Origin of the sequence: Blautia sp. MB18-30 (assembly GCF_023669475.1) — a bacterium.
Lineage (GTDB): Bacteria > Bacillota > Clostridia > Lachnospirales > Lachnospiraceae > Blautia_A > Blautia_A fusiformis.
In genome coordinates this window covers 80,912-103,035 of record NZ_JAMOYY010000008.1, presented here as the reverse complement: position 1 = coordinate 103,035, position 22,124 = coordinate 80,912, and the positions used below count along the sequence as shown (strand labels likewise).

General features: G+C 45.3%; 17 protein-coding genes. 2 read left to right on the top strand and 15 right to left on the bottom strand.

Translation table 11 applies throughout. From position 1 onward, the window contains the following. Window positions 1-38: 38 nt before the first annotated feature. From glmS to NCY57_RS05675, 8 genes are all read right to left on the bottom strand, one after another. A complete protein-coding gene (glmS, locus tag NCY57_RS05710) occupies window positions 39-1,877 on the bottom strand; it encodes a glutamine--fructose-6-phosphate transaminase (isomerizing) (protein WP_114002546.1) in 1,839 nt (612 codons plus the stop codon). A gap of 107 nt (window positions 1,878-1,984) precedes the next feature. Continuing rightward, a complete protein-coding gene (gene ilvA, locus NCY57_RS05705) occupies window positions 1,985-3,196 on the bottom strand; it encodes a threonine ammonia-lyase (protein WP_015525229.1) in 1,212 nt (403 codons plus the stop codon). A 6-nt stretch (window positions 3,197-3,202) separates the two neighbouring features. After that, window positions 3,203-4,141, bottom strand: a complete 939-nt coding sequence (gene ftsY / locus NCY57_RS05700; protein ID WP_015525230.1) for a signal recognition particle-docking protein FtsY — start codon at window positions 4,139-4,141, stop codon at window positions 3,203-3,205. A gap of 18 nt (window positions 4,142-4,159) precedes the next feature. Next, a complete protein-coding gene (smc, locus tag NCY57_RS05695; RefSeq protein ID WP_173739439.1) occupies window positions 4,160-7,720 on the bottom strand; it encodes a chromosome segregation protein SMC in 3,561 nt (1,186 codons plus the stop codon). Between the two features lie 13 nt (window positions 7,721-7,733). Next, window positions 7,734-8,414 carry a ribonuclease III gene (rnc, locus tag NCY57_RS05690; RefSeq protein WP_173739438.1) on the bottom strand — a complete coding sequence of 227 codons (681 nt, stop codon included), beginning with the start codon at window positions 8,412-8,414 and terminating at the stop codon, window positions 7,734-7,736. Further along, window positions 8,404-8,652 carry an acyl carrier protein gene (locus tag NCY57_RS05685; protein WP_021652554.1) on the bottom strand — a complete coding sequence of 83 codons (249 nt, stop codon included), beginning with the start codon at window positions 8,650-8,652 and terminating at the stop codon, window positions 8,404-8,406. The genes rnc and NCY57_RS05685 overlap by 11 nt, the downstream gene beginning before the upstream one ends. 48 nt (window positions 8,653-8,700) lie before the next feature. After that, window positions 8,701-9,747: a phosphate acyltransferase PlsX gene (gene plsX / locus NCY57_RS05680; RefSeq protein WP_173739437.1), complete on the bottom strand. Its 1,047-nt coding sequence runs from the start codon at window positions 9,745-9,747 to the stop codon at window positions 8,701-8,703. A gap of 230 nt (window positions 9,748-9,977) precedes the next feature. Further along, a complete protein-coding gene (locus tag NCY57_RS05675; RefSeq protein ID WP_250789543.1) occupies window positions 9,978-11,813 on the bottom strand; it encodes an ABC-F family ATP-binding cassette domain-containing protein in 1,836 nt (611 codons plus the stop codon). Window positions 11,814-12,310: 497 nt separating this feature from the next. Here NCY57_RS05675 and NCY57_RS05670 point away from each other — a divergent pair, with 497 nt between their 5' ends. Beyond that, window positions 12,311-13,039 carry a LytR/AlgR family response regulator transcription factor gene (locus NCY57_RS05670; protein WP_129975062.1) on the top strand — a complete coding sequence of 243 codons (729 nt, stop codon included), beginning with the start codon at window positions 12,311-12,313 and terminating at the stop codon, window positions 13,037-13,039. Here the strand turns inward: NCY57_RS05670 and NCY57_RS16905 are convergent. From NCY57_RS16905 to pta, 7 genes are all read right to left on the bottom strand, one after another. Then, complete coding sequence (locus tag NCY57_RS16905) at window positions 12,978-14,912, bottom strand: sensor histidine kinase (RefSeq protein WP_173739436.1); 1,935 nt, start codon at window positions 14,910-14,912, stop codon at window positions 12,978-12,980. The genes NCY57_RS05670 and NCY57_RS16905 overlap by 62 nt on opposite strands. Beyond that, window positions 14,887-15,561, bottom strand: a complete 675-nt coding sequence (locus tag NCY57_RS05660) for a hypothetical protein (RefSeq protein WP_173739435.1) — start codon at window positions 15,559-15,561, stop codon at window positions 14,887-14,889. Before NCY57_RS05660 ends, NCY57_RS16905 begins: the two co-directional genes overlap by 26 nt. Window positions 15,562-15,724: 163 nt before the next feature. Then, window positions 15,725-17,092 (bottom strand): MATE family efflux transporter, encoded by a 1,368-nt coding sequence (locus NCY57_RS05655; RefSeq protein ID WP_250789542.1) that lies wholly within the window; start codon window positions 17,090-17,092, stop codon window positions 15,725-15,727. 96 nt (window positions 17,093-17,188) lie between these two features. Further along, window positions 17,189-17,371: a 50S ribosomal protein L32 gene (rpmF, locus tag NCY57_RS05650; RefSeq protein ID WP_015525241.1), complete on the bottom strand. Its 183-nt coding sequence runs from the start codon at window positions 17,369-17,371 to the stop codon at window positions 17,189-17,191. Between the two features lie 3 nt (window positions 17,372-17,374). Continuing rightward, entirely contained in the window at window positions 17,375-17,902 is a 528-nt protein-coding gene (locus NCY57_RS05645) for a YceD family protein (RefSeq protein WP_129975054.1), read from the bottom strand. Window positions 17,903-18,153: 251 nt separating this feature from the next. Then, window positions 18,154-19,344, bottom strand: coding sequence for an acetate/propionate family kinase (locus tag NCY57_RS05640; RefSeq protein WP_118369303.1), 1,191 nt, complete (start codon window positions 19,342-19,344; stop codon window positions 18,154-18,156). Window positions 19,345-19,371: 27 nt separating this feature from the next. Then, the gene (pta, locus tag NCY57_RS05635) at window positions 19,372-20,379 is read right to left on the bottom strand and encodes a phosphate acetyltransferase (protein ID WP_015525244.1); all 1,008 of its coding nucleotides are present in this window, start codon (window positions 20,377-20,379) and stop codon (window positions 19,372-19,374) included. Window positions 20,380-20,778: 399 nt separating this feature from the next. Here pta and NCY57_RS05630 point away from each other — a divergent pair, with 399 nt between their 5' ends. After that, on the top strand, window positions 20,779-22,053 hold the full coding sequence (locus NCY57_RS05630) for a tRNA(Met) cytidine acetate ligase (RefSeq protein WP_129975052.1): 1,275 nt from the start codon (window positions 20,779-20,781) through the stop codon (window positions 22,051-22,053). Window positions 22,054-22,124 lie beyond the last annotated feature (71 nt).

Sequence of the window (22,124 nt, the reverse complement as noted above, 5' to 3'; positions counted from 1 at the left end):
CATACTCTGAGGCTTTCTCTATAGTCCATATATATTTTTTACTCCACTGTCACGCTCTTCGCCAGATTTCGTGGCTTATCCACATCCAGGCCTTTGGCTACGCTTACGTAGTAGCCCAGAAGCTGAAGCGGGATCACTGCCAGGGATGTTGCAAAGTGCGGGTCTGTTTTCGGGATGTAGACGGTGAAGTCTGCGGTATCCTCGATATTGTAATTGCCAAATGTGGTCAGGCCCATAAGGTAGGCGCCACGGCTCTTACACTCAACCATATTGCTGACTGTTTTTTCGTAGAGATCCGGCTGGGTCAGCACACCGATCACAAGAGTCCCGTCTTCGATCAGGGAGATCGTTCCGTGTTTCAGCTCTCCGGCAGCATAGGCTTCAGAATGAATGTAACTGATCTCTTTCATCTTCAGACTGCCCTCCAGGCTGATAGCGTAATCAATTCCTCTTCCTACAAAGAAAGCATCTTTTACATTTGCCTGTTTTGAGGCAAACCACTGGATACGCTCTTTATCTTCCAGGATCTTACAGATCTTATCCGGAAGTGTCTGCAGTTCACTGATATAATTGCTGTAGGCTTCTTCTGTGATCGTTCCTCTTACCATTGCAAACTGGATCGCCAGTGTATAAGCTGCGATCAGCTGTGTGCTGTACGCCTTGGTAGTAGCTACAGAAATCTCCGGTCCGGCCAGAGTATAAAATACATTATCAGCCTCACGTGCAATGGAAGATCCCACTACATTAACGATTCCCAGTGTATGAATGCCATTTTCCTTACATTTACGAAGTGCTGCAAGGCTGTCTGCTGTTTCACCGGACTGGCTGATAATCACTGCAAGGCTGTTGGTGTTAAGGGCCATTTTTCGGTAACGGAATTCGGAAGCGAGCTCTACCCTTACCGGGATCTGTGCAAGATCCTCGATCACATACTGTGCTGCCATTCCTACGTGATACGCGGAGCCGCAGGCTATGATATAGATCTGCTGGATGTTCCGGATGCTTTCTTCTTCCAGGCCAACTTCACTGAGGTCGATCTTTCCATCCTTGAGCACGGAATTCAACGTATCCAGTACTGCCTTTGGCTGTTCATGGATCTCTTTCATCATGAAATGCTCATATCCGGCTTTTTCCGCTGCTTCTGCATCCCATTCAATGGTTTTCAGCTCTTTCTCGATCTCATCTCCATCAAGATTGTAGAAGGTGACTTCGCCTTTTTTCACACGCGCCATCTCCAGATTGCCGATATAATATACATTGCGGGTGTATTTCAGGATCGCCGGTACGTCAGAAGCGATAAAGGATTCATCTTCTGCCACTCCAAGGATCATGGGGCTGTCTTTTCTGGCTACATATATTTCACCCGGATAATCCTTGAACATGATCGCAAGGGCATAGGAACCACGGATACGTACCATGGAATGTGTGATGGCATCCACCGGTGTTCCCTCGTATTTCTTGTAATAATAATCGATCAGCTTGACTGCTACCTCGGTATCGGTCTCAGAATAGAAAGTATAGCCTTTACGGGTGAGCTTATTTTTCAGTTCCTGATAGTTCTCAATGATGCCGTTGTGGACTGCTACGATATTACCGTCGTCTGTCATATGCGGATGTGCATTGTTCTCAGAAGGTTCACCATGAGTTGCCCATCTGGTATGACCGATACCACAGGTTCCCGGTACAGTCTCTCCGCCGTTTGTCTTTTCTGACAGAACTTTCAGTCTTCCCTTGGCTTTGATCACTTCCGTCTCGTCCTCGCCGTCACGTACGGCGATTCCAGCGGAATCATATCCTCTGTATTCCAGCTTGGAGAGTCCATCTAAAAGGATCGGAGCTGCCTGGTGTCTACCTGTAAATCCTACAATTCCACACATATTTATCTGTCCTTTCTGTCTATGCAGGTATTTTCGCAAAAGACCGGGCTGTTACATCATATGCAACAGTCCGGTCAGAAGTTTCAGTTATTGCAATATAACACGTCCTACAGTATAGCACGTACCACTCTCGGTTTGCAACCCGCTTTTTCCAGAGCTGCAACGATCTGATTCTTATGATCTGTTCCGAATGCTTCCATAGTGATCCGAAGTTCTACGGCTGCATTTCGGTTGGTACTTACAAACTGGTTATGATCCAGTTTGATAACATTACCCTGATTTTCAGCGATCACACTTGCAACACGTACCAGTTCACCTGGCTTATCCGGAATAAGTACGGATACGGTAAAGATACGGTCACGCTGGATCAGTCCGTGCTGTACAACCGATGACATGGTGATCACATCCATATTTCCACCGCTTAAGATGGAAACGATCTTCTTATTCTTTACATCCAGATGACGGAGAGCTGCTACAGTAAGAAGTCCTGAGTTCTCTACGATCATCTTGTGGTTTTCTACCATATCCAAAAAAGCCACGATCAGCTCATCATCATCGATGGTAATGATATCGTCCAGATTTTCCTGGATATATGGGAAGATATTTTTTCCCGGAGTCTGTACTGCAGTACCATCTGCGATAGTATTTACGTGAGGAAGCGTTACGACCTCCCCTTTCTCCAGGGATGCCTTCATACATGCTGCGCCTGCCGGCTCAACACCGATGACTTTGATGTGTGGGTTCAGAAGCTTCGCAAGTGTAGAGACACCTGTAGCAAGTCCGCCCCCTCCGATCGGTACCAGAATGTAATCTACAAGCGGAAGTTCCTGTACGATCTCCATGGCGATAGTTCCCTGACCGGTTGCTACTGCCGGATCGTCAAATGGATGGATAAAGGTATATCCTTTTTCTTCTGCAAGGGCAAGTGCGTGTGCGCAGGCTTCGTCATACACGTCGCCGTGAAGGATAACCTCCGCACCGTAACTCTTGGTGCGCTCTACCTTGATCAGTGGTGTGGTAGTTGGCATGACAATGACTGCTTTTACTCCATATTTATGTGCAGCATAAGCAACACCCTGGGCATGATTTCCTGCAGATGCAGTGATCAGACCTTTGTTCCTCTCTTCGTCAGAAAGTGTGCTGATCTTGTAATATGCGCCACGCACCTTATATGCACCGGTACGCTGCATATTCTCTGGCTTCAGATAAACCTTATTTCCCGTCATATCTGAGAAATAACTGCTGTATATCAGCTTTGTTTCCTGTGTCACTTCTTTTACTTTTGCTGCCGCTTCCTCAAAGCTCTCTAATGTAAGCATTTGTATTTAGCTCCTTTCTTCTACGTCAAAGAGGGCGTTTACAAATGCGTCTGCATCAAATTTCTGCAGGTCATCGATACTTTCGCCTACTCCGATGTATTTTACTGGTATGTCAAGCTCAGACTGGATCGCTACTGCGATTCCGCCCTTGGCTGTACCATCAAGTTTGGTAAGAATGATTCCGGTAACGTTTGCGACCTCGGCAAACTGTCTTGCCTGGGAAAGCGCATTCTGGCCCGTGGTTCCGTCAAGAACTACCAGCGTTTCCAAATATGCTTCCGGATACTCACGTTCCAGAATACGGTAAATCTTGCGAAGCTCTTCCATAAGGTTTTTCTTATTATGAAGTCTTCCTGCGGTATCGCAGATCAGAATATCTGCATTTCTGGCTTTGGCTGCTGCCACGGCATCATAGACAACAGATGCCGGATCTGCTCCGTCCTGGCCGCCGATGATCTCAACGCCTGCACGGTTAGCCCACTGTGTCAGCTGCTCTCCGGCTGCCGCACGGAAGGTATCTGCTGCTCCGAGGATGACCTTTTTTCCCTGATCCTTTAATTTACCGGCCAGCTTGCCTACAGAGGTAGTCTTACCTACTCCGTTGACACCGATCACAAGGATCACGGATTTCCGGTTCTCAAACTCATATTCTGTGCTTTCTACCTGCATCTGTTTTTTGATGCTGTCGATCAGAAGCTGTTTGCACTGGGACGGCTCCTTGATATGCTGCTCAGCAACCTGCTCCTTTAAATGCTCCAGAATGGAGGTGGTTGCGTTAATGCCAATATCTCCCATGATCAGGATCTCTTCCAGTTCTTCATAAAAATCATCATCAATACTGGAAAAACCGCTGAAAATGGAATCAAAGCCGGCAACGATATTGTCTCGCGTTTTGGTAAGTCCGCTTACCAGACGTTTAAAAAATCCTTTTTTTTCTTCTGCCATACTGATTCATCCCCTCTGCTACTGGGTAAGCTGGTTCTCTACTAAATCTACGGATACCAGCGTGGATACCCCTTTTTCCTGCATGGTAATTCCATAAAGCCTGTCTGCTGCATTCATGGTACCACGTCTATGTGTTATTATAATAAATTGTGTGTTCTTCGTCAACTTCTGAAGATATCCCGCAAAACGTCCTACATTGGAATCATCCAGTGCAGCCTCGATCTCATCCAGAAGACAGAATGGTGAAGGCTTCAGATTCTGGATAGCAAAAAGAAGTGCAATGGCTGTCAGTGCTTTTTCTCCACCGGAAAGCTGCATCATGTTCTGAAGTTTTTTTCCGGGCGGCTGGGAAATGATCCGGATCCCTGCCTCAAGGATATCCTCGTCTTCCGCAAGTTCCAGAGTTCCCCGGCCTCCGCCGAACAGTTCTTTGAAGGCTTTATCAAATTCTTTCTGGATCTCTCCGAATTTTTCGCTAAACTGCTTCCGCATGCCCTCATCCAACTCCTGGATGATCTGTTCCAGCGTTTTTTCCGCTTCCAAAAGATCATTGTACTGACCGCTTAAGAACGTATGCCGTTCCAGAAGTTCTTTGTAATCCTCAATGGCATTGACGTTAACAGAACCAAGAGCCCGGATCTCGTCCTTTAATTTATGGATTTGTTGCTTCATCACATGCCTGTCGTTCATTTCTTCTTTCCTGTACTGCAGGGCATTATTCGGAGTGATCTCGTATTCTTCCCACATATAGGAGATCCTTGCTTCCCGGTTTTCCTCGATCTTTTCTGCCTGAGTCTTCAGTCGGAAGCACTCTTTGTCCAGAAGACTGATCTGGCCGGACAACTCATCACGCTTTTCAAAAAACTCCTTATGGCTTTTTGTGCGCTCTTCCTTTTCCTGCTGCCATTTTTCCAGCTGTTTTGCAGCCGTCTCTTCTTTTGCGGCAAAGCCTTCGATCTCCTTACGGACCTTGTCGATAGTCTTTCTCTTTTCTGCAGTTTCCTGGCTGCCTTTTTCCAGAGAATCCAGGATTTCTTCCCTTTCTTTTGAAAGAACTTCAATCTCCTCTTTCAAGCGCCGCAGGTTTTCCTTTATGAAGCTTTCCTTCTGCTGGGATGCAGATGCGTCAAGACGGATCTTTTCCAGCTTCTCTGAAGTCTCCGCTTCGTCCTTTTTCCAGTCCTCCAGCTCCTTCTGTCGGGTCTCGATAAAGGTTTCCAGCTCTTCCTCATCCCTTTTGGATGCTTCCAGTTCCTGGGTGATCTTTATGTTATCCGCCTGCATGTCCCTTGCCTGAAGACGGATCTCCTCCTGCTCCCTCTCGATCCTGGTATAACCGCCGCGGATCTCCTCCGCTTTTTTCTCCAGCTGTTCAATGTTCAACCTGGCTGTATTCTGCTGAATGGATTGTTCCTGAAATTTCTGCTGCAGCGCCGCCACAGTATCACGCATCTCATTTCTCCTGCTGCGGTTATCTTCCATGGACTGTCGGATCTCATGATACCCGGCTGCCAGCTCTTTTACCTTCTTTTCCAGTTCCTCGATCTCACGACGACGCCCAAGAAGATTGCTGTTGTTCTTAAAAGCTCCACCGGTCATGGAACCGCCTGGACTTAAGGATTCTCCCTCCAACGTTACCATACGGATACTGTGTCGGTATTTTCTGGCAATGGCAATAGCATGATCGATATGATCCACCACCAGCACTCTGCCAAGAAGATACCCGATCAGACCGTCATATTCCTTCTCTGCAGTTACCAGACCACTGGCAAGACCAATAGCTCCCGGTTCGTTCAAAGCACCTCTCTGATTAAACTCGCCTCTTGAAGAAATGCTGTTTAACGGGAGAAAAGTCGCACGACCATACCGGTTTTTCTTCAGGAATTCGATCATCTGCTTAGCAGTCTGCTCGTTATCCGTAACGATATTCTGAATACTTCCGCCAAGAGCTGTCTCAATAGCAATCTCATAATTTTTTTCAACGTGAATGATATCCGCCACTACGCCACGGATCCCAGGAACATGATTCTTCTGTTCCATGACACGGCGGATACTGTTTCCATATCCATCATAACGTTCTGTGATATTGCGGAGGGATTCCAGTCTGGATGCCTCTCTATGATAGGACGTCTGTTCCTTTTCCAGCTGTGTATTCTGCTGTTTAAGGGTTTCCTGGATGGCATGTATCTCTTTTGTAAGACGGCTGCCTTCTTCTCTGGTTTCCTGAATGGCCTTCGTGATAGTGTCGTATTCCTTCTGTGCCTGATCGATCGCTGACTGCTGCTCCTCTTCCTGGGTTTTCAGGGAAAGGATCCTCTGACTGATTCCTGCTTTCCGGATATCCAGCTGCTCCTTCATGGCATCAAAACGCTGTGCCTTACCTTTGGTGTTTGCACGGGAATTAAGGATCTCAATGATCTCATTCTTACCATCTTCCACTGCCTGGGTGCATTCTTCGATGCTGCTCTGGATATTGTCCATTTTTTTCTGCTCGTCAGCAAGTTTTCTGTCGATCTCCCGTAAATTTGCCTGAAGATCTGCTTTTTGCTCTTCCAGAGCCTCCTGGTCTGCAGATTTTTTCTCCGTATCTTCCTGAACTGCTAAAAGACGGCTGCGATAATGACTGTCATTCTGCTCTCCTGCCAGGATCTGTTCATGAAGAACATTGATCTCACCGGACAGCTGTTGTTTACGGATAGCACGATCCCGGCTTTCTTCCCGCAACGCCTCCATCCGCTCATTCAGCTCTTCCAGTATTTTTTCCAGACGTTCATATTCATCCTTGGTACGACTATGAGCATTCTGGGCTTCTTTTAACTGATTTTCTGCGATCCTGGTTTTTTCTTCCAGCTCGCGGATCAGATTTCCGGTGTGTTCATATTCCAGGAGGAACATATTTATATCCAGCTCTTTCAGATTTTCTCTTTTTGCCAGATATATTTTTGCAGTCTCAGACTGACGTTCCAGCGGTTCCAGCTGCTTGGTCAGCTCACTTAAGATGTCCGTGACACGGACCAGATTCTGTTGTTCTTCCTCAAGCTTCTTCAGTGTGGTATTTTTTCGTCTTTTAAATTTGACGATCCCGGCTGCTTCGTCAAAAAGCTCTCGGCGTTCTTCGGGTTTTCCACTTAAGATCTTATCGATCTGACCCTGTCCGATGATGGAATATCCTTCTTTTCCGATACCGGTATCATAGAACATCTCATTGATGTCCTTTAAACGACAGGAGCTGCCGTTGATGCGGTATTCGCTCTCACCGGAACGATACAGTCTTCTGGTAACGGTTACTTCTTCAAAATCCACCGGGAGCTTGTGATCACTGTTATCAAGTGTAATAGCCACGGACGCAAAGCTCAGAGGCTTGCGAAGCTCCGTTCCTGAAAAGATAACATCCTGCATATTCCCGCCTCGAAGCTGCTTGGCGCTCTGTTCTCCCAGAACCCAGCGGACTGCATCGCCAACATTACTTTTTCCGCTGCCGTTAGGTCCTACGATGCCGGTGATCCCGTTATGAAATTCAAAATTTATTTTCTGTGCAAAGGATTTAAATCCCTGCACCTCTATATTTTTCAGATACATTGGCCACCTGCTGTTATTTTATACTGCGTATTGCCTCTAGGGCTGCAGCCTGTTCTGCTGCCTTTTTTGTATGGCCGGTTCCGGTTCCCATACTTTTTCCATTGATCAGCGCCTCCACAGTAAAGCTCTTGCTGTGGTCCGGTCCCTCTTCTTTCAGAAGACGATATTCCACCGGATGATTTCCGCCTTCCTGTACCATTTCCTGAAGCACTGTCTTGCTGTCATAAAAAATCCTCTTATCCTCCAGATCGTTCAGGATAAATTTCATAACAAAAGCCTGTGCCGGTTCAAATCCACCGTCCAGATACATAGCCCCGATCAGAGATTCCAGGGCATCAGAAACGATGGAATCTCTTTTACGACCGCCCATCATTTCCTCACCTCTTCCAAGGAGGATAAACTCCGGAAGCCCGAATTCTCTTGCACAGTAGGCAAGACTCTTTTCACATACCATGCTGGCACGTTTCTTGGTCAACTCACCTTCCTGATTATTCCGGAATTTTTTGTACAGGAAATCACTGCTGATCAGCTCCAGCACCGCATCTCCAAGAAACTCCAGACGCTCATTGCATCCAAGCTTTCCAAGGTGTTTTTCGTTGGCATAGGAGCTGTGTGTCATTGCCTGCTCCAGTAAAGATTTTGCGGTAAACTGGTATCCGATAGTCTGCTCCAGCTGTTTTAAATTATTTTCCATTTCTTCTTCCCTTCGTTACCCGGCGAAGAGTCTCCACTGCATCGCCGACAGTAACGATCTCCTCGGCTTCCTCCGGGGCGATACGAACATCAAAAGTTTCCTCCAGATCAATAAGAATCTGAAAAAAATCCAGAGAATCCACTCCCAGATCATCCACAAAGGTAGTTTTTTCTGTAATGGCATCCATATTTCTTCCCAGAGTTTTTTCGATGATGGTCTTCAGCATTTCCAGTTCCACGACTGTTCGCCTCCTGTTCTGTCTGTAATATTTCCGGCAATCCCGGTTTTATTTTTTTTCGCTTTTTTCTTCTGCCTGTGCTTTCTGCTCAGCTGCTATAAACTCCTCGATCTTTTCATTGATCTTCTCTTCCTTAAACTGCTCGCACTGAAAGATCGCATGACGGATTTCTACGCTTCTGGCACTTCCATGGCTTTTGACCACAAGACCTTTCAGACCAAGAAGCGGTGCTCCGCCATATTCACTGGCATCAAATGATTTTAAGGTTTCCTTAAGAGCAGGTTTTACCATCAGAGCTCCCATTTTACTGCGAATATTTGTCATCATACCTTTTTTGATCATAGATATCAGAGTAGCTCCAACACCTTCATAAAGCTTGAGGATCACATTTCCTACAAAAGCTTCACAGACTACTACATCTGCATAACCTGACGGGATATCTCTCGCCTCAATACTTCCGATGAAATTGATATCCTTACATGCTTTTAACAGAGGGAAGGTAGCCTTTACCAGCGCATTGCCCTTTTCTTCCTCAGCACCGTTATTAACGATAGCAACTCTTGGTTTCTTAATACCCACTACATTTTCCATATAGATGGAACCCATCTGCGCAAACTGTACCAGATGATCTGGTCTCGCATCTACATTGGCACCACAGTCGATCAGAAGGGAAACGCCCTTTGCCGTAGGGATCAGCGGAGCAAGAGGTGGTCTCCGGATCCCTTTGATCCTGCCTACGATCACCTGGCCTCCTACCAGTACCGCACCGGTGCTTCCAGAGGAAACAAAGGCATCGGCCTCCTGTTTTTTTACAAGATTTAATCCCACTACAATAGAGGAATCTTTCTTTTTCTGGATAGCCATGACCGGAGGTTCCGCAGTCTCGATCACCTGAGACGCATGCACCACACGGATCCTGTCCTTAGGATAATCCGGGTATTTCCGAAGCTCTGCTTCGATCACATCCTGTACTCCTGTAAGGATGACCTGGATGTTCTCTTTTTCTTTCACAGCTTCCACCGCGGCTTTTACCGGTTCCTCGGGAGCATTGTCACCACCCATTGCATCTACAACGACTTTTACCATTTCTGACATATGTTGTCCTTTCTCTGTCCGAAATCTTTTCGGAATGCATATGGTACACTGTAGTGAAAATCCTCATACACATCCGTATAAGGATTTTCATTGCAGAGTACCAAAAGTTAAGCGGATATTCGAAATCCGCATTCGCTACCTACTCATAACCGAATAACTGCTTTGCAGTTTATCCGGTTAACGTACCGTTATTTATGATACTAGAGTTTTGCCTGAGAAGTCAATATCTTTTACTCTTTCTGATTTTCAATCTGTTCTGCAAGATCATTTAAATATACCCAGCGATCCATTTTTTCGTCCAGCTTTTGCTGGATTTCCTGCTGCTCGTCGGAAAGCTCCCGGAGTTTTCCCGCATTTGTGGCATTGGCAGCCATCTCTTTGTCAATCTGCTCCAGACGTTCTTCCAATGCTGCAATGTCATCGTCAATAGTGTCAAATTCTTTCTGTTCTTTATAGGTGAATTTCAGTTTCTGTTTCCGGTTCTGTTTCCAGGTATCTGCAGCGGATTTCTTTTTCTCAGGCTCAGCTGTTTCTCCCTGTACTGTACCGCCATTCATATCTGAACGCGTTTCCAGAGACTGTCCCTTTCTTTCCTTTGCTTCCAGATAATCCGTATAACCGCCCTCATACTGAACAAGCCGGCCATCTCCCTCAAATGCCATAATACAGTTCACCACATTATCCAGGAAATAGCGGTCATGGGACACCGTGATCACGATGCCGGAAAAAGAATCCAGATAGTCCTCAAGAATGGTCATGGTGGGAATATCAAGATCATTTCCGGGCTCATCAAGAAGAAGAACATTTGGCGCCTCCATCAGAACCTTCAAAAGATACAGTCTTCGCTTCTCACCTCCGGAAAGCTTCTCCACCGGAGTGTACTGCATGGCCGGATCAAAAAGAAATCTCTCAAGCATCTGGGAAGCTGTGATCCTTCCTTCTTTTGTCGGAACATATTCCGCCACCTCACGGATATAATCGATCACCCGCTGTCTTCCATCCATATCCGGAACGTTTTGGGCAAGATACCCGATACGGATCGTTTCTCCGATCTGAATCTCTCCGGAATCCGGCAAGATCAGTCCATCTGCCATTTTAAGAAGTGTGGACTTACCGCAGCCATTTGGTCCGATGATCCCGAGACGCTGATCACGAAGAACAATATGATCAAAATCATTGATCAAAAGACGACCTTCGATGGTTTTACTTACATGATGAAACTCTATGGTTTTCTTTCCCATACGGGTCTCAATGGAATCCATTTCCACATTCTGCTCTTTCAGCGGGGTTTTTCCCGCCTTCAGTGCTTCCAAACGGTCAAGCCTTGCTCTCTGTTTTGTACTTCTGGCACGACAGCCTCTTGCTGCCCATTCCAGTTCCATCCGAAGTACACTGCGGCGCTTCCGGTCACTGGCAAGCTCCATTTCCTCTCTCTGCGCTTTCAGCTCCAGAAATCTGGAATAATCTCCTGCATAGGAATATAATTTTCCGTGGCTGATCTCCAGAATCCGGTTTGCCACACGATCCAGGAAATAACGGTCATGAGTGACCATGATCACCGTCCCACGAAAATTCCGGAGAAAATCTTCCAGCCATATGACCATTTCTCCGTCCAGATGGTTGGTAGGCTCATCCAGGATCAGAATGTCAGCCGGATTTAAAAGCATCCTTGCCAGCGCCACTCTTTTCTTTTCACCACCGGAAAGATTATCCATATTGATATTCTGATCGGTAATACCAAGTGTATTCAGCATGCGTCTGGCCTCACTTTCGGTACTCCAGTCCTTCTGCCATTTGCCTTCTGCCACATAATCCAGAATGGTCATATGCTGCGGAAATTCCGGAGTCTGGGGAAGCCAGCTGATCCGGATCCCGTTCTGGGTGATCACCTGCCCTTCGTCCGGTTCTTCCTCTCCGGCGATCACGCGGAGCAAAGTAGTCTTACCGGTTCCGTTTACACCGATGATACCTATTTTTTCTCCCTGATCGATGCCGCAGGAGATATCATCAAATATCACCTTATCTCCAAAAATTTTGTGGATATGTTCTATATTAAGAATGTTCATGCGCATTTTCTCCGTTTTCTTCCAAAGTATATAAAAATCATTTCCATGATAGCGAATTTCCACGATTCCGTCAAGAATCACTGTTATGACAGGGGAAAGGGCTGTACCTCAAATCTAGAAGTACAGCCCTCTTGGGGGATTGTTTTTTATCTGGATCTTGGTCAACAGTTTCTGGTGTCGCCAGCTGCTGCCCTTATTTTTCGTATATCCACCGCCTTTCGTATCTTTTGACGCTATTGTAAAAAAATTATCAGGAAATGACAACAGACCTGTGACAAAATGACAGTTTCCATGAAATATGACATTTTTATGGTCAAACGGATATTTTCAATAAAAACAGGTGACTTGATCTATTTGATCAAATGATCCTCAATTTTTTATTTCTGATAATTTTCTACATAATACGTCATTTCGGGCAAAAAACCGACATTGGATATGCGCCAAAATTATGATATACTATTTTTACTACTCTTTTATAAACCGGAGGTTATATTGTTTTGAATATTGCAATTATTGATGACATCTCAACGGATGCAGAAGCCCTGAAGAATATCGCTGTTTCCTATTTTGAGAAAAAACAGATCCGGGCAGAAATCTGTCATTTCTTCAGCGCAGAAGAATTTTTTGAAGATTATCAGCCCGGAAAATTTCAGATCCTGTTCCTGGATATTTATATGGACGGAATGACAGGTATGGAAGCTGCGCGCAGGATCCGAAGACAGTCCGATAGCTGCATCCTTGTTTTTGTCACTACCAGCAGTGATTTTGCTGTGGAAAGCTATGATGTAGGAGCCTCCTATTATCTTCTGAAACCATTTCAGCCAGAAAAACTCTGTTCCATTCTGGATTCCTTTCAATCCAGGCTTTTACTGGCATCCCGTTACATTGAAGTCGTTTCTGACCGGGTTCCCATCCGGGTCCCTCTGCGCAGTATTTTATATGCAGATACATTCCGAAATGCAGTGTGCCTTCATACCGACGCCGGTCCGGTCCGTTCTTATCTTACCTTTCACAAATTTGAGGAGCAGATCCGGGACTGTCCTAATTTTCTCTCCTGTTATCGTGGCTGTGTCGTCAATATGGATCGTATACAGGAAGCTTCTGAAGAAGGCTTCCTTCTGGACAACGGGGAGGTCGTCCAGATCCGGAAACGTGGCTCTTCTGCTATCCGTAAAGCCTATCTTCAGTATCTCTTTGCGTCAGATGAAGAAATATCTCAGCTTTAAAAATGCCATTTTCAGACTGAAAATCCGCAAATCCTCCATAACGTGCCGCAATTTCCATGATCGACGCAGTTCCGATCCCCTGTCCGGAATGCTTACCTGAAAAAAATCCTGTTTTATTTCTGCGTAAGGGATCTGTGCAGCTGTTCTCTTCTTTTATAAGAAGTTTATTACTTCTGGTACGTATCTGTACACGGACAAATCTGGAACTGCCTTTCGGACAAAGCTGTGCCGCTTCTATGGCATTTTCCAGAAGATTTCCAAAGAGACGACAAAAATCTGTATCCTGGATCCCTGTTTTTTCCGGTGCCTCTACCTGACACTGAAAAACGATCCCGTTTTTTCTGCATAATTCTTCATAATAATGTAAGATCGCATCGGCAACCTGATTTTTACAGTAAGAATGATAGGTCAAACGTTCCTGAAATTCCCGGGTATACCGGCAAAGGTATTTCTGCATTTCTCCATACTGCTCACGTTCCAGTAATGCAGACAGAACACGAAGGTGCTGACGCATATCATGACGGACACGGCTGGTTTCTTCCATCTGTTCTTTTAATCGTTCGTAATGATTTTTCTGGGCAAGGAGACGAAGTTCAGTCTGATGACTGTATACCTCATAAGTCAGACGGATCTTATATGCTTCTGACAGGTCTCTCCACAGAACACAGCCAAACGCAGCTGTCAGTATCAGCCCACCTGTCTCCGGGAAACCTCCTCCCAAAATCGGCTCATAAAGATACCCTATCCGATCTGCCACAAGGGAACAGGCATAAATCGTTGTTCCCACCAAAACGATCTTTCCATATCTGCAATCTGTTTCTCCAAAAGTATTGAGCAGCATATAGATCGCTGCCACCCATTTGACTGCTTCACTGATCCAGACAACATCATAAAGAAGCCTGGCTGAAGGAAGTATATCCGCAAAAATCTCCAGAAAGAAAGCTACTACGATCCAGAGATCGATCAAAAGAAACAGATATATGCCCCTTTTTTTTCCTATAATACAATCCTCAAGCCGGATCATGCAGGAAAGGATCAGATAATAGATCATAGTTTCCAGGGCATACCAGGGCTTTGTGGAAAGAAGAAAAAAATTATGTACCAGGGAGCATAACGAATATCCTGCCACACAGAGACAGACCAGATTAAAAATAGCAAATTCTTTTGTCCTGGTTCTGACATGTACCATAAGAGTCCCAAACATGATACAGATACAGAACGCAATGGCACAGCCGCTTCCGAGTACCCGCAGTCCTCTCTGTATGCTTACACGGACCGGAGATCCCAAAACCGGAATAGCCTGGATTCCGGATCTGATATGGCTTTTGTCTGCTACTGCTATGACAATCTCTACAACCCCGGATCCCTGAAACGTAAAAACACGGTTCATGACCCGGTCCATATAGGTTTTTTCGTCAGGATCCCCCACTTCCCCGGCCAGTTCTCCATTGATATAGATTCGGTATGCGGAAAAAACCTCCGCCATAGATATCGCCCAGATTTTTTCCTCTTCGGGCAGGATCAGAAACATCCGGTATGTCCCACATCCATACGTAGAAGCCTCTTTATTCCCCAGTTCCATTTCATTACGTTCTCCGATCGAAATATAACAACTGTAATATCCTGGATCCTTTTTCAGCATCTCAGGTGTAAGCAGCTTTCCCGGAAAATATTGCCATTCCCTGGCAAGATAATGTAGCTTTGCCGCCGCATCTTTATCATCCAGACAAAGGATTCCCTGAATGGGCTGCTCGCCTTTCGCTGTATATTCATTATTTATGAGATACATCATAAAAAAAGCAGTCATAGATAATACCACAGTAAGTCCAAAGATCAGGATCCATTGCCTACTTTTCTCCTTTATGACTGTCACCTCGCTTTCCGGATCTGCTTCGGATTCCTACGATCAGCACTGTTATCATTGTTGCTGTCGTCAGGACTGCCACTGCAAAAGGATTCTCTTCTATATCATCTATTTTCCGACCTCTTACGCAGAAGATTCCTGTCTCGTCCGTGTCAACGATCAGAAGATCCTGCTTTTTATCCAGGAATGTCTTTAGTTTTCTTCCTCTGGAATCCGTAATTTCCATAGTTTCCGGATCTCCGTTGGGAAACATCTCTTTTACCGGTATCATGATCCGGCTCCCCGGAATATCCGTGATCTTCTGAGTGCCTTTATAGATCTTTATTTCATATGAATGATTGGAAACCTTTTGTACCAGTGCCTGTATTGTACCATTCTCTGCTACCTTCCAGCTTTGTGCCACAGAAGCAGGGATACGAAGACTGATTCCTTCTTTTTCAAAATTTACATCTCCCATATATTTCAGGATAAGATCCAGACGTTTTCCACTGATCACAGTCCATTTTTCAGTAACAACTTCTGTTACCTTTCTGGCCGGCTGCTGCACTTCGAGTTCAGCCCGTACAGTTCTCGCACTATAAATCATACCGACACACAGCGCAATAACTTCAAGTATCAACCAAAAACCATATCGTATTGTTTTTTGCAGATTATACATATCTGGTCATCCCCATTACATATGTTTCATCTATCTGCATCCAGAATACCTCTTTTTCAGCTTTCAGGCAATCAAATCTATACGTAATAAATCGACATCTTTCGAACAAAACAAAGGTGCTGATCACTGCTATTACACAGAATCAGCACCTTTTCATATATCGTTATTTCTTTTTCTGCATACCTGGAAATCGCCGAAAATAATAGATGACAAACAGTACCGCAGTAATTATCCAGGACACCGGATAACTGAGCATGATACTGTCGATCCCCGGATGAGATCTTACAAAGGCAAACAACCAGATGATACGTAAAAGACAGACTCCTCCACAGGTCAGGATCATAGGAACCAGTACTCTTCCGGCACCACGCAGCGCTCCGGAAATAATTCCGATCACAACATAAATAGCATAGGACGGAATCAGGAAACGGATCATATGCACCCCAATGTCTACAACCACCTGATCTGTTGTAAACAAATGGTAGATCGGATTTGCGAACAGAATAAGTGCTCCGCTTACAATAAACGCCGAAATGTATGCCATCACCATACAGACGCGGACACTTTTTCGCATGCGGTGGTATTTTCCGGCACCATAATTCTGTCCCACAAAGGTGGTAATTGAGATGGCAAAAGCATTGCATACCATCCAGAACACCGCATCAATCTTTCCCATAGTTCCCCAGGCTGCAACTGTGTCAGTCCCCAGTTCATTGACAAAAATCTGAATGGTGAGATTGGCAATATTATACATCACCGATTCCAGTCCTGCCGGAAGTCCAATCCTGAGAACTGCCCCAAAAGACCGGAGATCAAAACGAATCTCATGAAATTCCAGACGATAAATATCCTCTGCGCGCATCAGGAACCAGGTTACAAGGATGGCACTGACTGCCTGGCAGCTGACTGTTGCAAGTGCAACACCGAGGACTCCCATATGGAAGATCACTACAAATACAACATCCAGCAAAATATTCAACAAACAGGTAATGATCAGCACATAGAGCGGTCTTTTGGAATCCCCCACTGCTCTTAAGATACTGGATACCATATTATAGACCAGATTAAAAAATGTTCCCGCAAAATAGATATGCAGGTACAACACAGAATCCGGTATTACTTCTGCCGGTGTTTTCATCAGGTGAAGGATCGGCTCAGCCAGGATAAAACCTGCTGTTCCCACAATAATACTGGCAGCCAGGCAGAAGATCATGGATGTGTGAAGTGCTTTTTTAAGGTTTTTGTGGTCTTTCGCTCCGTAAAACTGAGAAATCACTACAGACGCACCGGAACATAAACCTACAAAAAAACCTACGATGAGATTCACGATCATACTGGATGAGCCTCCTACTGCTGCCAATGCTTCTTTTCCCACAAAGCGGCCTACTACAACTGTATCGGCAGTATTGTAGATCTGCTGGAACAGAGTTCCAAACAAAATCGGAAAAAAGAATATCAGAAGCTGCTTCCAGATCACACCCTCTGTGATCTGGTTCACGGCGGTATTTTTCTGATTCTTGTTCTGTTTCATATTTTTTTATTTCCCCCCAGAGTATAAAAAAAGCCGGTATACTTATCTCAGCATACCAGACTCTTTTCGCATCATATATTGACTGTCTAATTAAAATTAGTCCTCAACTTTGATGATTTCCTTCTTATTGTAGCTTCCGCAAGCTTTGCAAACTCTGTGTGGCATCATAAGTGCTCCACATTTGCTACATTTAACAAGGTTCATAGCGCTCATTTTCCAGTTCGCTCTTCTCTTGTCACGTCTAGCTTTGGAAGATTTGTTCTTAGGACAAATGGACATAGGTTACACCTCCTTAAATTTACTGAATATATCACTGATAGCTGCCATGCGGGGATCCTTAGGCTCCTCCTTGCATCCGCAGGGACCTTCGTTTAGGTTCTTCCCGCAGCGGCTGCAGATACCTTTACAGTCTTCTTTACATAAGACCTTTAAAGGCCAGCATATCAATACCTCAAGATAGACCAACCGGTCCACATCCAGGTTCATACCTGTGAGATAGCTGCTTTCATCCAGATCATTGACACGCTCTTCATCAGAAAGCTTCATATCAAGCTTCTTCTTAAATTCCAGCGGTATCTCGACGACTACTGTCTCAAGACAGCGGTCACAGGGAATGCCCACTGTAATCTTACCGGTTCCTGTAAGCTCAAGAACCTTATCACCGGTATTGGTGATCGTAAGCTCTACCGGTTCCTTCGCAAGTACCGGAAAACTTCCCATCTGAAAATCAATCTTCTCCAGTTCAGGAATAACTGATTCCTGGATCGTCTTGCCATCACAGGAAGAAATGTCTAATAAATGAATCTGCATAAGTCTCTCCTATCCACACTCAATCCATTATACATATGGTCTTGTGATTTGTCAACGTTATTTTCGGGAAAATATTACATTTTTTTAATTTTTTATTACTGTTGGCTTAATCAGAAATTCGGGGTAAATTACGGGGGTGGACCTTTAATTGTCCGCCCCCCGAATGTATACTGCTGATCCACAGTAATATATAATTCTGCCTGATTACCGATCATGCCCGAACGGTTCTGTACCGGTACTGAAACAGCTGATTATACCAGTGCTACAGTCTCACGGCAGATTGCAAGCTCCTCGTTTGTCGGGATAACTGCAACCTTAACCTTGGAATCCGGTGTGGAGATCACGATTTCCTCGCCACGATGTCCGTTAGCATCTTTGTCAAGTGTTACGCCAAGGTATCCGAGATAGCTGACAACCTTCTCACGTACCGGGATCGCATTCTCACCGATACCTGCTGTGAAGACGATCGCGTCAACACCATTCATTGCTGCAACATATCCGCCTACGAATTTAGCGATGCCATAGCAGAGAACGTCGATGGCATTAGCTGCATCCTCGTTTCCGCCTTCAGCTGCCTCGTTGAGGTCACGGAAGTCGCTGGAAAGTCCGCCGGAAAGTCCGAGAAGACCAGATTTCTTGTTGAGTACGTTCATAACGCCCTCAATGTCCAGGTTCTCTTTCTTAGCAATGAACTCCATGATAGCCGGATCGATGTTACCGGAACGAGTTCCCATAACAACACCTTCAAGTGGTGTAAGACCCATTGTTGTATCTACACATTTGCCATTTACAACTGCGCTGATGGAAGATCCGTTTCCAAGGTGGCAGACGATAACTTTGGAGTTGTCTTTGTCAAGGCCAAGGAAATCAACAGCTCTCTTGGATACGAAGCTGTGGGATGTTCCGTGGAAACCGTATCTTCTTACTTTATATTTCTTGTAGAAGTCAAGCGGAAGTCCATAGAGATATGCTTTAGCAGGCATTGTCTGATGGAAAGCGGTATCAAATACGCCTACCTGCGGTACGCCTGGCATAAGCTCTGCACATACACGGATACCAATGAGGTTAGCCGGGTTGTGGAGCGGTGCAAGGTCATTGCACTCTTCTACTGCTTTGATCATCTCGTCTGTGATCACTGCGGAAGAAGCAAATTTCTCGCCTCCGTGTACGACACGATGTCCGATCGCATTAACCTCTTTAAGGCTTCCGATTGCACCTGTCTTATCGTTTGTAAGAGCATCCAGTACCATCTGGATTGCTTCTTTATGTGTTGGCATAGCTGCCTCTGTGATCTCTTTGTCACATCCGGCTTTCTGGTATACCAGTCTTCCGTCAATACCGATTCTCTCGCAGAGACCCTTTGCAAGTACATTCTCTGTCTCAGAATCGATTAACTGATATTTTAATGAAGAACTTCCACAGTTGATAACTAATACGTTCATGATTTAACTCTCCTGATCTTTTAATAATTATTTATCCTCTGCCTGGCACTGTACTGCTGTGATCGCTACAACACCTACGATATCATCTGCAGAGCATCCGCGAGACAGGTCGTTTACAGGTTTTGCGATACCCTGTGTAACAGGTCCGTATGCTTCTGCTTTACCAAGACGCTGAGCAAGCTTGTATCCGATGTTACCTGCATCAAGGTCAGGGAATACCAGTACGTTAGCTTTACCTGCTACTTCGCTTCCCGGTGCTTTGGATGCGCCTACGCTTGGAACGATAGCTGCATCAAGCTGGAACTCTCCGTCAAGTTTAAGCTCCGGATGCTCCTCTTTGGCAATTCTTGTAGCCTCTACGACTTTATCTACGTCAGGATGCTTTGCACTTCCCTTAGTGGAGTGGGAAAGCATAGCTACGATCGGCTCCTCCTGAACAAGAAGCTTAAAGGACTCAGCAGAAGATGCTGCGATCGCAGAAAGCTCATCCGGAGTCGGGTTCTGGTTCAGACCGGAATCAGCAAATACGAATGCACCGTTTGCACCATACTCGCAATCCGGAACAACGATCAGGAAGAATGCGGATACAAGCTTGGTTCCCGGTTTTGTCTTCAGGATCTGAAGGCATGGACGAAGTGTATCTGCTGTAGAATGGCATGCACCGGATACCATACCGTCTGCATCCCCCATCTTAACCATCATTACGCCATAGTATGGGTACTGAGTATGAAGGATCTCTTTCGCTTTCTCAGGTGTCATTCCCTTCTTTGCTCTCAGCTCTACAAATTTATCAATATATGCCTGAGTTCTGTCAGATTTCTCCGGATCTACGATCTGTGCACCGGAAATATCAAAGCCGCCCTCTGCAGCTTTCTTGTTGATCTCTTCCTCATTACCGATGAGGATGATCTTTGCAACTCCCTCTTTCAGAATCTTGTCAGTTGCCTCAAGAGTTCTCATATCCTCTGTCTCTGGCAGTACAATTGTTTTTACGCTTTCTTTTGCTCTTTTTTTAAGCAGTTCAACAAATCCCATGATTAAATGGCTCCTTTCTTGATGTAACAAAAACGCTAGTGTCTGTTCGGGCACTACACTATGTTTATTATACCCCCTTACCCTTTTCTTTTCAAGCGTTTCATTGTCAGAAAATGGCTATACTGCGTATTTTTTGAAGTGCAATTGTTACTGTTTACCGACAATGTTCTGCGATGTGTTTTTTGTGGATAAAGATCACAGATGGCCCGAGGATTTCGGCGCATGATCATAAATTTGCGTGATTTCTGTATCTCACAAAGGGTGTTGCCGGGCCCAGAGCGGACAGCAACATTCGGTTTTATGGCAGCAAAACAGATTTCGAATGCCGCTTAACTTTTTACATTGCTTATGTTAAAATAGCACCATTATAATTTTCAGAAACGGCAGGTACTTTTTTATATGAAAGTTGTTGGAATCATTGCAGAATATAACCCATTTCACAAAGGTCACGAATACCAGATCCGCTATGCCCGGGAGATCCTTGGTGCCGATTATATTGTGATCGCCATGAGCGGAGATTTTGTCCAAAGAGGGGCTCCTGCTCTTATGGAAAAACATCTCCGGGCTGAGATGGCTCTTCTTGGAGGCGCCGATCTGATCCTGGAAATGCCGATACAGACAGCAACGGCCAGTGCGGAAGGATTTGCCGCAGGTGGCGTAAGCCTTCTTGACGGGCTTGGTGTTGTAGATGAGCTATGTTTCGGAAGTGAATGCGGAGATACAGAGACTCTTATGAATATTGCACAGATTCTTGTAAAGGAACCGTTTGAATACCGCAAACTCCTTCAGCAGAATCTTCGTACCGGAATGAGTTTTCCTGCTGCAAGAAGCAGTGCTTTGATCCGTTACATGCGAGAAAAAGCCACTTCCGTGCATAACACATTCGGCGTTTCATCAGAACATATTGAACTCATTCTTTCTTCTCCCAATAACATCCTGGGAATCGAATACTGCAAAGCGCTTCTCCGTCTTAACAGCCATATCCTTCCTCATGCACTTTTAAGAAAGGGAAGTGGTTATCATGATACGGATTTTTCTCTTCTTTCCGACGAAGAATTTCCCTCTGCTTCCGGCATCCGGAGCCTTATGAAAAAATCCGAAGGAACTGTGCAGTCTGCTGATCTTTCCCGGTTGATCCCTTCTGCTTCCCTTCCCGGATTCCTGGATTCTCTCAAAAAAGGAGCATGGCTTTCTGACTCAGCACTGGATCTTCCTCTGCATTACAAACTGCTTCTGGAATCCGAAGAAACTTTAAAAATGTATCCGGAGCTTTCGGATGCACTGATCCGGCGTATCCTGAAATCCCGAAATCAATATGAAGGTTTTTCCCAGTTTGCGGATCTTTTGAAAACACGGGATATTACCCGTTCTGCTATCTGCCGCAGCCTTGTCCGGATCTTTCTTGACCAAAAAACAAAAGCACCCGGACACATTCCCTATGCCCGGGTACTTGGCTTTCAAAAAAACAGCGCTCCGCTTCTCAGCCAGATCAAGAAAAACTCCTCGATCCCGCTGATCACCAAAGCCGCCGATGCATCTGCGATCCTCGATGAAACTGCGCTTCGACTTTTTAATGAAACCTGTGCGGCTTCCAATCTTTACGAAATGCTTCTCTGCCACAAAACAGGTCAACCTTTCATCCACGAGATGAAAAAGCCGCTGCGGATCATTTAAGATCCACAGCAGCTTGAACGCTGATAAGTAATCTTTTCATGGCTTGAGATCGGATTTTGAACAACTTTCAG